The sequence below is a fragment of the Rhodococcus sp. FH8 genome (assembly GCF_019266085.1).
Lineage (GTDB): Bacteria > Actinomycetota > Actinomycetes > Mycobacteriales > Mycobacteriaceae > Rhodococcus_F > Rhodococcus_F qingshengii.
This window is the reverse complement of the sequence record NZ_LPNQ01000057.1, coordinates 1,361,700-1,375,619: the sequence shown is the minus strand read 5'-3', so window position 1 is coordinate 1,375,619 and position 13,920 is coordinate 1,361,700. Positions and strand designations below refer to the sequence as shown.

Sequence of the window (13,920 nt, the reverse complement as noted above, 5' to 3'; positions counted from 1 at the left end):
TCTCAGTTCTCCTGATGCGGATCCGAAAGCCCTCGGTCGCGGAACAAAGCCGCGAGTTCGCTCCGTGATCGCAGTCCGAGTTTCGCGTACGCGCGCGTGAGGTGATATTGAATGGTCTTGACGGAGAGGAACAATTCGCCGGCAGCTTCCTTGTTGGACTTGCCCGCTGCGACAAGGTCGGCGACGGCTCGTTCTTGCGGGGTCAGGTCGGTGATTCCCTTCTCCGTCCGCGAGAGGTTCAACCCGCCCGCGCGGAGTTCGCGCTCGCAGCGCTCGACGTAAGTATCGGCGCCCAACGAGTGATACAGCTCGCGGGCGGCGCGGAGGACGACGTCGGCCTCCGCGCGTTTCCCCGCCCGGCGGAGAGTTTGGCCGTAGGCAAAATTGATTCGGGCTCGGTCGTAGGGGAGCGGCAGCGTCTCGATGCCGAGTAGTGCAGCATCGAAACTTTCTCTTGCCGAGTCGAGTTCGCCCCGTGCGCCGTGGATCCGGCCGCGAACGTAGCCGAGACGTGCCGCAGCTGAGCGGTGCTCCCGACGTCGTGCGGTCTGCTCGTGTGGTTGCAGAAAGGCGTCGGCATCATCAGCTCGCCCGACCATGACCAATGCATTGGCGTAGAGATCGACCCACGGCCAGAAGCCCGGCTCGTCGAGCCATTGTTGCGCCTTGCTCGAGGTGAGCGGAGCCAGCGCCACCAGAACTTCGGCGTAGTCGGCGGCGGCCTCGGCAACCTGGGCCCTGGCGAGAAGTGCAGGAACATACATGATTTCGTAGGCGTGAATGCCGGCGTACGCACGTCGCACATGGTCACGGGCCAGTTCCCAGTTGCCGCGCAGAGCGTGAATCTGTGCTCCCGACCAGTGGACCAACGGCCGGATGATCTCGATCTCGAACCGATCCACCTCGGCACCGGCGCCCTCGACGGTCGAGAGCGCTTCGTCCCAGGCGCCGAGAGCGAATTGAGTGCGGGCGAGCCAGGCCTGTGCCCACAGTGAGATTCTTGCCGAACCACTGGAAAACTCTGTGGACACCGCGCTTTCGAGGTCGCGTCTGGCGGACTCCGGGTGGTCCAACGCAAGCTCGAGCCATCCGCGTCCCATCTGGAAGCGCTGTGCTTGGGCTCCGGGGCGGACACGATCGGAGAGTTCGGCGTATGCCGCGAGCGCATTCTCGATTCTTCCGGTAGCACCGAGCCCGAGACCCTTGATCGCTTCGGACTCCACTGCTGCGGGATCAGAAGGGCCCACCAATTCGACTGCGCGGTCAACCCACTCGACGAGCGCCGTGCCATCGAGCCGAGCCAGAGAATGCAGGACCATTCGTTGGGCGATCATCGCAGCGATGCCTGGCTCACGATCCACGCTGCAGCTGTCCCACGCTCTGGTCAGAAGATCGGAGGCCTCGGTCGGTCGCCCTCTATGGATGGCGAGGTAGCCGAGGACGGCGTCGCGGAGAGGCCCGCGCGAAATACTCTCGATCTCCGGCACGAAGACCATGGCGCGGGGGATGTCACCCGATCCGGTCAGCGCGTCGACTCCGCGGAGCAGTCGGTCCTCGTGTTCGGTTCGGGCCGTGGTGAGACGGCTTGCCGTGACCATGGCGTCGGCGACTTCCGACCACGCGCCGTCGGATGCTCGTAGTGATGCGTACGCAACGAGTTCGGCGGCGAGGTCCTCGTCATGTGTGGTGCTGGCAGCGGCAAGGTGGAAAAGCCGTTCACCTTCTCCCCAAGCGATCTCGGCTGCGCGTGTGTGCAGCAGATGCAAGTGCGCGGGTCCCAACGCCCCGCGCACTGCGGCCGTGACCATCGTGCTGCTCAGTGACACCTCGGTGCTGCCGCGCTGCTCGTGGACAGAAAGGAGGCCGCTGGCAAAGGCGCTGTCCAAAGCGCCGACCACGTCGTCGATTTCGGCCAGCTGAGCAAGATGCGACAACGTCGTGCTGCGCCCGACAACTGCTGCGGCTTCGATCAACGTTCGTGCTCCCGCCGAACACGTAGCGAGGGCGGCGGCGATCGATACTGCACGATGGCGAGGGACGGGCAAAGTTCGGTGCCACTGGGTCCAATAGGTAGGTGGCAGCTCGTCGAGAAGCGAGACGATGTCGAGTGTGTTGCCCGCGGTGAAGTCCTGAAGGGCAAGCGCGACGCCGGAGCTGAGGTCGATTCCGCTTCGCATGCGCGCGATGTCGATGATGACGGGTGCGTCGATCGGGCTGATGTGCAATCGCGTCGACCAGTGCAGGTCGAGAATCTGCCTGACATCCTCGCGCAGGAACGGCGTTTCCTCGGCGACGAGGACGAACAGCAGTGGTGCCGTTCGGCCTCGATGGAGGGCGGAGGTGATTGCCTGAAGCGAGCTGACATCGCTGTGATGGGCATCGTCGACGACGATCAGGGTCAGTTGCTCCGCTGCGTCGACGATCTCGTGTGCAACGGCGACCGGGTCCGAGTTGGAAACCGGACGTTCGAGTAGTTGTTCGATCACTCCGAAGGCAGTGTTCGATTCCCACTCCAGCCCACGAGCGCGGCGGAGCGTATGAGCGGAAGAGATTTCGGCGAACCGGTCGACGAGAGTGGACTTACCGCTACCGGCATCGCCCTCGACCAGCACGAGAGTCGGCACTCCTGTCTCTGCCGCGGCCAGGGCTCGGCCGAGAACGGCGAGCTCGCGTTCTCGGCCGAGCAACAGGTCACGAAGTGTCACCCGACTACCGTAACGCCGGGCTCACCACGGGTTTCCTTTTCGGCACGGTCTCCATCGGATCGAAGTGCAGTGGCACCCAGATCAGGTGCTTGCTTCGGCACGAAGAAGGTGACGATGGCGCCAAGCACCGCGATGCCGGCGAAGACGTAGAACGCCGATTCGGAACTGATTCCGGCGCTGATCAAACTTCCGCCGATCAGTGGCCCGAATATCCCGCCCAGACGTCCGAATCCGGCGCACCACGCGACACCTGCGGCCCGAGCGGCCGTCGAATAGTAGTTGGACACGAATCCGTAGATCAGAACCTGAGTACCGATGGTTCCGACACCCGCGATGGCAACGGAGGCGAGGAGTACGGGAAGCGGGAACCCGAATGTGAACAGGAGCAGGGCGAGTGCGGCCAGGCCGAAGGTGGTTGCGACAACCCGCTGTGGACCGGTTACGTCTGCGATCTTGGAGGCGAGAAGTCCACCGATGATGGCACCGCCGTTGAGTACCAACAGGAACGAGAGCGAACCCTTCGCGTTGTATCCCGCGTTTTCCATGATCTTGGGCAGCCAGGTGTTCAGTCCGTAGGTCAGGAGGAGGCCGGCGAAGCTCATGAGGCCGAGAAGCGCGGTGCCCCAGACATATTGTCTGCTCGCCAACGCTCGGAAGCCGACCTTCTCGGCTACGGCGTCGTTGGGTCGATCTGTACCGACAGGCAATGGAATTCCGGTTTTCGAGGAAATGGCGCGAGCTTCCTCGACACGTCCGCGAGCAATCAGCCACGCGGGAGACTCGGGCAGTTTGAACCAGGCGAGTGGGAACAGGAACACCAATGGCAGGGCGCCGATGAGGAACAGTCCGCGCCATCCGATGGAATCACGGAGAACGATCGCCAGGACGGAAGCCATGACGCCACCGGCCGGGACACCGCTGTAGACGATGGCGTTGAACAGATTGCGGCGTCCCGGCGGCGCGAACTCGGCAATCATGGCTCCGGCGGTGGCGACAAGCCCACCGACACCGATGCCGGTGAAGAACCGCAGCAGACCGAAGGTGGTGATGCTGGTGGCGAACGCTGCCAGTGCCATTCCGACCGAGAACCAGATGATGTTGACCAGCATCATCTTTCGGCGACCGAAGTGATCGCCGATCGCTCCACACGTCAGTGCGCCGACCATCACTCCGACGAGTGCATACGAACCCAACGCGCCGGCCTGAGATGCGGTCAAGGTGCCGATATGGCTGGGGTCGTCCATGAGTACGGGCAGGATCGTGCCGTACACGACCAGGTCGTATCCGTCGAACAGAATGGCAATGGCGGCGATGGTGACCACCCACAACACTGACGAGCGATGGCGGGCACTGGCCCAGGAACCACGTTCGATCGAGGACATGGCGAATCTCCGTTCGAGAGATCAGGAATCGGGGGAGGCTGGATTCAGCCGAGGTCGCCACCGGCGACGGGCAGAACCGTTCCGGTGACATACGAAGCCTCTTCGGAGGCAAGGAAAGTGATAGCAGCAGCCTGTTCGTCCAGGGTGCCGTAACGCTTGAGTAGCGACGAGTCGACGGTCTGGTCGACGATCTGCTGGTACCAGGCTTTCTCCTCGTCGGTCTCGGCACCCGGCCCGCGTGCCACGACGCGTGGTGGCGCCTCGGTTCCGCCGGGAGCGGTTGCCACGACGCGTATTCCGTACTGCGCGACTTCCATCGCCAGTGCAGCGGTGATCGCGCTGACCCCGCCCTTGGCCGCCGCGTAAGGAACACGGTTGACACCGCGGGTGGCGACCGAGGAGACGTTGACGATGGTGCCGCTCGCCTGCTCGATCAGATGGGGCAGTACGGCGCGACACGTCCAGAGCGTGGGGAACAGTGATCGTGTGACCTCGGCTTGTATCTGCTGCGGCGTGTAGTGCTCGTAGGGTTTGGCCCAGATGGTCCCACCGACGTTGTTGATCAGGACGTCGATGCGTCCGAAGCGCTCCAATGCGGAATCTATTGCATTCTGGGCACCTTCGAACGTCTCGAGGTCCGCGGTCACCGAATGGGAACGCTCCAGCGGTGTCGCGATGTCGTGAACCAGTTCAGCTCGATCCACAAGCGCGACGGAACCACCTTCTGCGGAAACTCTTTCGGCAACGCTGCGCCCGATCCCCTGAGCCGCTCCGGTGACGACCACGACCCGGTCGTCGAACCGGCCGGCGAAGAATCTCGTGCTCACGACGCCACACTTTCCCGAGCGTCGGTGATGGCGCGGTGCATCGTCGACTTGGCGTGTTCGCTGTGCTGGACGATCAGATCACGGGCCGCGGCGCGATCATTCTGCTCGAATGCACTCACGATACGTGAGTGATCCTCCGCGACATGTTCGTCCACCCAATCGGCGGTGCGGAGCACTCGGTTCATCAGTTGTGTGACCTCGAGACGGTGGTATGCCTGCAGCAGCACTTCGTTTCCGGTGCAGCGGAAGAGGAAGTCGTGGAACAGGGCATTGGTTTCGGTGAATGCCGCTGCGTCCGTGAAGTGATCGCGGTCGATGGAAGCAGCCGAGTTCTCCGCCAGAATGCGGTACTCCGTCAACTGTGCCGGAGTGAGGCGGCCGATCGTGAGTTCCATTGCTCCGAGTTCGAGGGCCATCCGAGCGTCGAACTGTGCGTCCGACTCCGTGACCGGCAGATGTTCTTCACCGATCTCGTACGTGCCGGCAGCTGATTCTTCGGCCGAGGCTGCCGGTGAATCAGCCGGTGCTGCCGCATTGTTGAACTTTTCGAAGTAGAAGTTCGTGGGTGTGATCGATACGTCCTTGAAGTGCAGACGTACGGCTTCGACCATCGGCGGCGGGCCGCACAGGTAGACGTCTACGTTGCCGTCGTCGAGGTGATCGGGCTCGATCAAGCCCGTGACATAGCCCTTGTTCGGTGCTGTGCTGTCGGGATCGGATACGCAGTAGTCGAAGGTGAACTGGGGTAGAGACTTCGCGTAGTCGTGCAGTTTGTCGAGTTCGACGAGATCGGTGTCGGAGCTGACGCCGTAGACCAGATGGACGGGCCGAGTGGAGCTTTCGGTACGCATCTTCTCCAGTATGGAGAGCAGCGGGGCCAAGCCGGTTCCACCGGCAAGCAGTAGGGCTCTCCGTTGACCTGACCGGAGGAAGAAGCTACCCATCGGTCCGGTCAATTCGAGAGTGTCGCCTACCTGCGCACGCTGACTGAGATACTCGGACATCAGACCACCCGGGGTGATCTTGACCAGGAACGACGCCGACGCGACCTCAGGGCCGGAGCTGAACGAGTACGACCGCGTCGCTTCGGTTCCGGGAACGAGGATGTTCACGTACTGACCGGGGAGGAAGACCAGATCTGCGCGGTTGTCGACTGCGACGGTGAAACCCACCGTGGAATCCGAATGGCGAATGATCTCGGTGATGGTGGACGTGTACGAACCGGCAGTGGTCTTGGCGACCGCCGACGTGGTGGGAATCTGCAGCACGAGATCAGATTCCGGCACCATCTGGCACGGAAGGCAGTATCCCTGCTCGGCCTCGTCGTCCGTCAGGGCCTCCTCGATGTAGTCGCCGGCGTCGAAAGTACCTGACTCACAGAGTGATTTGCAGGTGCCACATGCTCCGTCGCGGCAGTCGAGCGGAATGTTGATTCGTGCGCGGTACGACGCGTCCGCGACGGTCTCGTCGGTGTTGCATTCGACGAAGCGGGTGATGCCGTCTTCGAAACTCAGGGCTACTTGAAAGGTCGGCGCAGCTTGAATGCTCATGGGAAACAGCTCGATTCGAAGGGAAGTCGTGTCAGAAGTGGTAGATGTCGACCACGTGATGGATGTAGTCGTTCTTGAGGACTACCTTCTTCTTCATGATCAACGGCTGCTCGCCCGAGAAGTCGATCGTGTAGTGCGAGGTGCCGAAGTAGGTGTCGACTGTGTTGTAGCGGAAGTACAGCGTGAACCAATTGAAGCGGACGTCGACGACGAAGCCGCGTTCTTCGATCACTTCCACGTTGGTGATGTTGTGACCGGTGCGGGGCTCGGGAAGGCTTGTCGCGCTGGAACGGTCAGTCCTGATTCGGAACACGCGGTCCTCGATACCGCCGCGATTCGGGTAGTAGATCAGGGAGATCTCTGCGGCCGGGTCCGTGGTCAGCTCGCCGTCGTCCGCCCATGCGGGCATCCAGTACTCGGAATCGGGGTGGTAGCACTCGATCCACTTCTCGAACTCGCGATCGTCCAGATAGCGAGCCTCACGGTAGAGAAACTGCTGCACTGTTTCGAGGGCGACGGCATTGGTGGTGGTGACAGTCATGGTGATCGTCCTCAGATGGTCCGGTTGGAAGCGGCTTGCTCGGCATCTACGGCCGCAAGCATGGCGTCGCGCCAGTACCCGTGCTGAATGGGATACAAGCCTTCGTCCTCGGTCTTGGCTCCGCTCGAGAGCACGCGATTCATGCCGAGATCCTTCGCGACGTCGTTCGGACCGGGAATCTGGTGTGTGACGCCACGGCTGAGGTCGTTCCACGGGGCGCCGGCTGCCTGGTAGGTCTTCTGGCAGGAACGGAACTCTTCGAGATCGTCCGGGGTGGCCATACCGCTGGCATTGAAGAAGTCCTCGTACTGACGGATGCGGTTGCTGCGCGCTTCGGCGCTCTCTCCCTTGGGCGCGATGCAGTAGATGGTGACTTCGGTCTGGTCCACGGAGATCGGACGGAAGTGCCGGATCTGGCTGCTGAATTGATCCATGAGGTAGACGTTCGGGTACAGGCAGAGGTTCCTCGACGCACCGACCATGAATTCGGCCTTCTTGGAACCGAACTGAGCCTCCAGTTCTGCTTTGCGTTCGAACAGGGGTCGGTCCTCGGGATTGCCCCACCACATCCAGAGCAGGAGGTGGCCGTAGTCGTAGGAGAAGTATCCACCGCCCTGCTTCCCCCAGGTGCCGGCGTCCATGGCTTTGGTCTCGTTGGACGATTCACCGGCGGTGCGGCGAGCGGTGGTAGCGGCGTAGTTCCAGTGCGTCGAAGACACGTGGTAGCCGTCGGCACCGTTCTCGGTCTGCAACTTCCAGTTGCCGTCGTAGGTGTAGGTGGATGCACCGCGCAGAACTTCGAGTCCGTCAGGTGACTGATCGACGATCATGTCGATGACCTTCGTGGTGTCACCGAGGTGCTCTTCGAGTGGCAGCACGTCGGGGTTGAGGCTGCCGAAGAGGAAGCCGCGATAGTTCTCGAACCGCGCCACCCTGGTCAGGTCGTGTGAGCCGTCTTTGTTGAACTGCTCCGGATAGCCACCGGTGCGAGCGTCCTTGGCCTTGAGGAGTTTTCCGCTGTTGTTGAAGGTCCAGCCGTGGAACGGGCAGGTGAAGGTGGTTCGGTTGTCGGTCTTACGGCGACAGAGCATCGCACCGCGGTGGCTGCATGCGTTGATCAGCGCACCCAATTCGCCGTCCTTGTTGCGGGTGATCACGATGGGCTGACGGCCCATGTAGGTGGTGAAGTAGTCGCCGACGTTCGGGATCTGGCTCTCGTGCGCGAGGTAGATCCAATTGCCTTCGAAGATGTGCGTCATCTCGAGTTCGAACAGTTGCTCGTCCGTGAAGACGCTGCGCCGCACCTGGTAGCGGCCGGTCTCCGGGTCCTCGACGAGCGCGTCGTCGAGGGCGGCGCGGATGTTCGCGAACTGGTCGGTGCCGCGGGCAGCATCCAACATATCCGTCATGGGTGTCCTCCAGATAAGAGTGGGCGCCTACCGAGAAAGCCGAGGGCTGTCGGACCAAATCGGTGGGACCCGCTTTCCGGACGGGGCTGCGTCCGGTACTGAATTCACCTTGACATCGTGTGTCTCGGGTCACACTAGGCAATTGCCTAGTCCTGACCAAGGGTGCAGTGTTCGTCGAATTCTGCTGATGGGCCATGCCTGCTGAAGACGACGACCAGGGCGGACTCGACATCGCGAGTCCGCCCTACCTGCCGCGGGGGTTACCGGTTCTTGAAGAACGAGACGTCGTCGTTGCCGATGAGGTCAGGGACCGTCCAGCCGTCGAGGTCGTATTCACTCAGGCATTGCTCGGCCAGTCCCTTCATGGAACTTGCGTGTCCACGATTCTGGGCTGCGAACAGCAGTTCCGCTTTGACGTTCTCGTGATTGCCGGAGTAGTTGCGCTCGTAGAGTTCGTGTCGGCCGCCGAACTCGGTCCCGATCGAATCCCACAGCGCCTTCATGACTTTCACGCGGTCGACGGCGGTGATGCCGTCGGAACCGCGAACGTACTTGTCGAGGTACGGACGCACGTCCGGGCTCTTGAAGTCGAGTGAACTCGAAGGCAGGTAGATCAAGCCCGACGCGACGTCCTGTTCGATGATCTCCTTGATCCGCGGGTACCCCTGAATCATGAACATTCGATAGGTGAGGCCGTACTCGAGCTTCGGGATCACCGAATCGCCGACCCACTGTTCGGGATCGCGTGCCATCGATTCGGTCAACGACCAGAAGAGGTTTCGCCACCCGATCACCTCACCGACACGGGTCTGGACTCCGCGGAAGCCGCCGGCGCCGGTGGCTTCGAGTGCCTTCATCAACAGTCCGGCGATGAAGTCGAGCTTGACGGCCAGGCGAGTGCAGCCCTGAAAGGTGAAGCGCGGCAGGAAGCCCGATTGAGGGAAGAAAGCGTTGATCCGGTCGACGTCGCCGTACATGAAGACGTTTTCCCACGGAACCAACACCTTGTCGAAGACGAAGATGGTGTCGTTCTCGTCCATGCGACTCGACAGCGGATAATCGAACGGACTGCCCATCACCGCAGCATGTTCGGTGTACGAGGTGCGGCAGATCAGCTTCACACCCGGCGCGTCCATCGGTACCGTGCAGATCAGGGCGAACTGCTTCTTCTTGATCGGCAGACCGTAGTGTGCGATGAAGTTGTAGTTCGTGATCGCCGATCCGGTGGCGACCACTTTGGCGCCGCTGACGATCAAACCTGCGTCGGTTTCCTTCTCCACCTTCATGAAGACGTCACCGACCTCGTCCGGTGGAAGTTGGCGATCCACCGGGGGATTGATGATCGCGTGGTTCCAGTACAGAACTTTCTCCTGCGATTCGCGGTACCAGCGTTCGGCGTTGTCCTGGAACGGTGCGTACAACTCCTTGTTGGCGTGGAGGGTTCCCAGGAAACTTGCCTTGTAGTCGGGGGAGCGGCCCATCCAGCCGTAGGTCATACGTGCCCACGTCGCTATGGCGTCGCGTTCCTTGAGCAGATCGGCCGAGGACGTCGGAGTGCGGAAGAATGGCATGGTGACACCGCCGTTGCCCGTGTCCGTCGGAACGGTCAAGGCGTCCACGTGCTCGCCCGTATGCAGAGCGTCGTACAGCCTCGCGGTCATGCGGATCGGATTCCGGAACGCGGGGTGTGTCGTGACGTCCTTGACGCGATCACCGTGAAGCCAGATCTCGCGACCGTCCTGCAGGCTCGAGATGTACTCGTCACCGGTCATCGGTCGGGTGGCGAAGTTCTTCGTGCGGTTGGCTTCGCAATCGGCGGCCGGATTGACCTGTGGCGCTCCGGAATCTGCGGGATCGACGCCGGTGGGAGGAATTTCGGTGGTCGTCATGGCAAAGCCTTTCAGATCGTTTGGGGTGCGGGCTGAAGATGAATCGGGGTGAACGAAGTGGTGGCGTCGAACCAGCCGCTGTGGGGGTCGTCCTGACTTCCGTTCCAGACTGTGGTCGACGAGGTAGCGCCTAGATCGTGAAAAGTGCTTCGGTAGAACAGAAGCGGATCCTTGCCACTCGACTGAGCGTCGACGATCTCGCCGATGAAGATGATGTGGTCACCGCCGTCGTACTCCCTCCACGGGACGCACGAGATGGTTGCTGCGGCGCCGTCGAGCAGGGGAGCGGTCGGTCCGTCGATCCACCTCGGCTCGGTGCGCTGCGGTCGGCCGGCAAAATGCATGGCCGTGTCCACTTGGTCGGAGGCAAGGATGTTGACCGCAAACGGCGCGTTGCCGAGGTAGCCGCACGCCTTGGACTTGCGAGTCATCGTGATCTGGCACAGCCGTGGTTCCAGGGAAATGGCCGTGAATGCGGTGACCGTGGCTCCGTGTGGTTGACCGTCGGCATTGGTACAGGTGATGACGGTGACGCCGCTCGCGAATTGACCGAAGATTCCTCGAAGCTGATTTTGTTCCATGACCGGACCTCCTTGTCGGATGGCGGTTGAGTGAGAGTGCCGCGAAGTGCGGGAGGGAAGTAGTGGGCGACTCGCGCCGGGAGTGAAGACGAACGTACGGCGGGCGCAGGCTTCGGTCGATCCGTACAGCGCGGTGGCTATCCGGATTGCGCACCCGATCGCGGCCCGTACCCGTTTTCTCTTGGAAGTGACCGGGGACACAGTGTTCAATGATGTTCAGCGCCCTTGCTCGGCAATGTGGCTGGTCACGGGTTTGGAAGGTGAAGAAGGACGATGGTCGACTCCATGATCGGTACTGCTCCCCGCGACTGGGACGAGGCGTGTCATGCGGTTTCGGACGCCTATTTTCCGCACACGCTGACGCCGTTGTCTCGGCATGCGGCCAGTGGAGTCGGGGTGTGCACCACCGAGTTGGGACCGCTGAGGATCGCTCATATTCGGTGGGGAGCAGACGTCGCCGTCGAATCCGATCATCCCGGTGCCTATGGGGTGAACATCCCGCTCTCGGGCGAGCTCGAGTCGGTGTTCGCGGGCTCGCACGTGCTCTCGACGCAGGGTGTTGCGACGGTATGTCCACCCGACATCACGACAAGAATTACGCGGTGGAGTGCGGACTGCGAGATCGTCGGAGTCCGGATGGACCGTCAGTACCTCGACCGTGAGATGGAAAAGGTTCTCGGTCGACCCGGAATGCACTTGCCTGATCAGGTGGATCTTCGGGGCGACGACGGAGCCAGATGGCTGAAATTTGTTCGCTCACTGTCGGATCAGATACTCGGCCCGGTCGGCGTGCTGCAAAACGAACTGGTCGCAGGTCAGCTCTCCGGCGCCGTGGTCACGGCATTCGTCCTTGCCGCAATGCCCGAAAGCGAGGACGCGGTGCGACACGCCAGGCCACGCATCGTCAAGCGGGTGCTCGACGAGATGCACGACGACCCGGCCCGCGTGTGGACCGCAGCCGAGATGGCGGAGGTGGCGGGCGTCAGCGTACGGAGATTGCAGGAGGGATTTCGGCAGTACGTGGGCCGGAGTCCGTCGGAATGCCTGCTCGACATCCGTCTCGCGCGGGTCCATGCAGATCTGGTGGATGCCGACGACTCGACGACGGTCACCGATGTCGCTGTGAGATGGGGTTTCACGCACACCGGACGGTTCGCGTCGTCCTTTCGGCGTAAGTACGGATTGCTGCCTTCCGAGGTGTTGAGGCGCTAGCTTCGGTACCCCATGTCCGCGCTGAGTTGGTTCGCCTTCTCGACGAGGAAAGGCGCGACGTCGGCGCGGAAAGCTTCCGGGGATGTTCGTCCGGCCGAGGTCGAACACGCTGTCACTCCGACGACGCTTCCACCGGCGTCGCGGACGGGAGCAGCGAGGGAAATCAGGCCGTCTTCCAGTTCCTCCGATGTGAGCGCGTATCCCTGCTCGCGCACCACCCGGAGGGCGGTATGGAATGCGCCTTCGTCGGTGATCGTGGTGGGTGTGAGGGCGTCGAACGTGGAGTTCGCGATGACGTTGTCGACGATTTCGGTTGGCGCCCAAGCTAGCAGGGCTCGACCCATGGAGGTGGCATATGCAGGCACTCGGGTGCCGACGCTGACGTTGATGCTCATGATCCGCCGGACGGGTACACGCGCGGCGTAGACCACGTCGACACCGTCGAGCACCCCGAGCGACGCCGACTCGTGGGTGTGTTCTGCGATCTCCAACAGACGAGGGAGCGCCGCCTCTGTCAAAGCATGTGATGCCGAGAAGTGCTGCCCGATACTCAGAACGCGTGGGGTGAGCGACCACCGACTGTTGTTGCCGGTGACGTATCCGAGCTTCTGCAGCGTGAGGAGGATGCGCCGGACCGCGGGGCGGGAGAGACCCGTTTCGGCGGCAAGATCGGCGAGCGACGGGTTGGGGTTCTTCTCGTCGAAGGCCGTCAGCACAGCAAATCCACGCTCGATGCTCTGGATGTAATCGCGATCGTTCTCGCTCACGGAATGGCCTTTCATCTGCGGGTATGCCCGATCGACGCCTTCGAAGGTTGACAAACCTTGTGACTGGGCGCACAGTACAAGCGTACGCACAGCGTAACAGATGTACGCAAAGCGTACAACCCAAACTTGGGGAGCCGACGCAGCCCAGCAGTACGGCACCCACCCGGTAACAGCCACATACGGCCCCGAGGAGGACCACATGACCACTTCCGAGAGCCCCACCGCAGTAGGTTCGGGTACTGCCGCCACCGACAAGTTCCTCCAGGAACGAGTCAGCGCGGACACCCCGCCCGAACGCGTCTCGGCCATCGCCAAGGACGTGCTCGAGGCACTCGCAGGCGTCATCGACAAGCACGGCATCACCTACCCCGAGTACCGCGTCCTCAAGCAGTGGCTCATCGACATCGGCCAGTTCGGCGAGTGGCCCCTGTGGCTGGACGTCTTCCTCGAGCACAACGTCGAGGAGGTCGCGTACCGCGGCCAGCACGGCACCAAGGGAAGCATCGAGGGCCCGTACTACGTTGCCGATGCCAAGACGTTGCCTGCCAAGTGTGAACTTCCGATGCGTGACAACGAGGTTGGATCGAAGCTGGTCTTCGAGGGCCAGGTTCGCGATCTCGACGGCAAGGGGTTGGGCGGTGCAACCGTCGAACTCTGGCACGCGGACGACGAAGGCTACTACTCCCATTTCGCGCCGCACATCCCCGACGGCAACCTCCGCGGAACGATCGTCGCCGACGACGAGGGACGCTTCGAGATCACCACGATTCAGCCTGCGCCGTACCAGATCCCGACCGACGGCCCCACCGGCTGGTTCATCGAGAAGGCCGGCTGGCACCCGTGGCGTCCGGCTCACCTGCACCTCATGGTGAAGGCTCCCGGTAAGCGCACCATCACCACCCAGCTCTATTTCAAGGATGGAGAGTGGATCGAGAACGACGTGGCAACGACGACGAAGCCCGAACTGATTCTCGATCCGAAGCCAGGTGCCGACGGAACCAACCGGGTCACATACGACTTCGTGCTCGATCCGGCCTGATCCACAACTGCTCTGAAG

At 62.2% G+C, this 13,920-nt stretch carries 11 protein-coding genes; 2 read left to right on the top strand and 9 right to left on the bottom strand.

Translation table 11 applies throughout. The features are described from left to right. Positions 1–2: 2 nt before the first annotated feature. The 8 genes from ATN38_RS09380 to ATN38_RS09345 all read right to left on the bottom strand — a co-directional run bounded on the left by ATN38_RS09380 (position 3) and on the right by ATN38_RS09345 (position 10,884). A complete protein-coding gene (locus ATN38_RS09380; RefSeq protein ID WP_218747847.1) occupies positions 3–2,705 on the bottom strand; it encodes a helix-turn-helix transcriptional regulator in 2,703 nt (900 codons plus the stop codon). Next, positions 2,702–4,087, bottom strand: a complete 1,386-nt coding sequence (locus ATN38_RS09375) for an aromatic acid/H+ symport family MFS transporter (protein ID WP_007729781.1) — start codon at positions 4,085–4,087, stop codon at positions 2,702–2,704. The genes ATN38_RS09380 and ATN38_RS09375 overlap by 4 nt, the downstream gene beginning before the upstream one ends. 44 nt (positions 4,088–4,131) lie before the next feature. Further along, the gene (locus ATN38_RS09370) at positions 4,132–4,914 is read right to left on the bottom strand and encodes a 1,6-dihydroxycyclohexa-2,4-diene-1-carboxylate dehydrogenase (RefSeq protein WP_007729779.1); all 783 of its coding nucleotides are present in this window, start codon (positions 4,912–4,914) and stop codon (positions 4,132–4,134) included. Then, positions 4,911–6,464 carry a benzoate 1,2-dioxygenase electron transfer component BenC gene (gene benC, locus ATN38_RS09365; protein ID WP_054188472.1) on the bottom strand — a complete coding sequence of 518 codons (1,554 nt, stop codon included), beginning with the start codon at positions 6,462–6,464 and terminating at the stop codon, positions 4,911–4,913. The genes ATN38_RS09370 and benC overlap by 4 nt, the downstream gene beginning before the upstream one ends. Positions 6,465–6,495: 31 nt before the next feature. Beyond that, positions 6,496–7,005 (bottom strand): benzoate 1,2-dioxygenase small subunit, encoded by a 510-nt coding sequence (benB, locus tag ATN38_RS09360; protein WP_003939939.1) that lies wholly within the window; start codon positions 7,003–7,005, stop codon positions 6,496–6,498. An 11-nt stretch (positions 7,006–7,016) separates the two neighbouring features. After that, positions 7,017–8,414 carry a benzoate 1,2-dioxygenase large subunit gene (benA, locus tag ATN38_RS09355; RefSeq protein ID WP_042447174.1) on the bottom strand — a complete coding sequence of 466 codons (1,398 nt, stop codon included), beginning with the start codon at positions 8,412–8,414 and terminating at the stop codon, positions 7,017–7,019. Positions 8,415–8,674: 260 nt separating this feature from the next. Further along, positions 8,675–10,303, bottom strand: coding sequence for a 4-hydroxyphenylacetate 3-hydroxylase family protein (locus ATN38_RS09350; RefSeq protein ID WP_003939685.1), 1,629 nt, complete (start codon positions 10,301–10,303; stop codon positions 8,675–8,677). 11 nt (positions 10,304–10,314) lie between these two features. Beyond that, positions 10,315–10,884 carry a flavin reductase family protein gene (locus tag ATN38_RS09345; protein WP_007729773.1) on the bottom strand — a complete coding sequence of 190 codons (570 nt, stop codon included), beginning with the start codon at positions 10,882–10,884 and terminating at the stop codon, positions 10,315–10,317. A gap of 273 nt (positions 10,885–11,157) precedes the next feature. On the opposite strand from ATN38_RS09345, the gene ATN38_RS09340 reads away from it, so the two are divergent. After that, a complete protein-coding gene (locus ATN38_RS09340; RefSeq protein ID WP_218747845.1) occupies positions 11,158–12,096 on the top strand; it encodes an AraC family transcriptional regulator in 939 nt (312 codons plus the stop codon). Here ATN38_RS09340 and ATN38_RS09335 read toward each other — a convergent pair. Further along, a complete protein-coding gene (locus ATN38_RS09335) occupies positions 12,093–12,863 on the bottom strand; it encodes an IclR family transcriptional regulator (protein WP_003939932.1) in 771 nt (256 codons plus the stop codon). The genes ATN38_RS09340 and ATN38_RS09335 overlap by 4 nt on opposite strands. A gap of 199 nt (positions 12,864–13,062) precedes the next feature. On the opposite strand from ATN38_RS09335, the gene catA reads away from it, so the two are divergent. Further along, on the top strand, positions 13,063–13,902 hold the full coding sequence (catA, locus tag ATN38_RS09330; protein WP_218747843.1) for a catechol 1,2-dioxygenase: 840 nt from the start codon (positions 13,063–13,065) through the stop codon (positions 13,900–13,902). Positions 13,903–13,920: the final 18 nt, after the last annotated feature.

Excerpts from the sequence above, each read along its gene's own strand:
- benA (WP_042447174.1), bottom strand. The coding sequence starts at position 8,414 with ATGACGGATATGTTGGATGCTGCCCGCGGCACCGACCAGTTCGCGAAC.
- benC (WP_054188472.1), bottom strand. The coding sequence starts at position 6,464 with ATGAGCATTCAAGCTGCGCCGACCTTTCAAGTAGCCCTGAGTTTCGAA.
- ATN38_RS09340 (WP_218747845.1), top strand. The coding sequence starts at position 11,158 with ATGGTCGACTCCATGATCGGTACTGCTCCCCGCGACTGGGACGAGGCG.
- ATN38_RS09345 (WP_007729773.1), bottom strand. The coding sequence starts at position 10,884 with ATGGAACAAAATCAGCTTCGAGGAATCTTCGGTCAATTCGCGAGCGGC.
- benB (WP_003939939.1), bottom strand. The coding sequence starts at position 7,005 with ATGACTGTCACCACCACCAATGCCGTCGCCCTCGAAACAGTGCAGCAG.
- catA (WP_218747843.1), top strand. The coding sequence starts at position 13,063 with ATGACCACTTCCGAGAGCCCCACCGCAGTAGGTTCGGGTACTGCCGCC.
- ATN38_RS09350 (WP_003939685.1), bottom strand. The coding sequence starts at position 10,303 with ATGACGACCACCGAAATTCCTCCCACCGGCGTCGATCCCGCAGATTCC.
- ATN38_RS09375 (WP_007729781.1), bottom strand. The coding sequence starts at position 4,087 with ATGTCCTCGATCGAACGTGGTTCCTGGGCCAGTGCCCGCCATCGCTCG.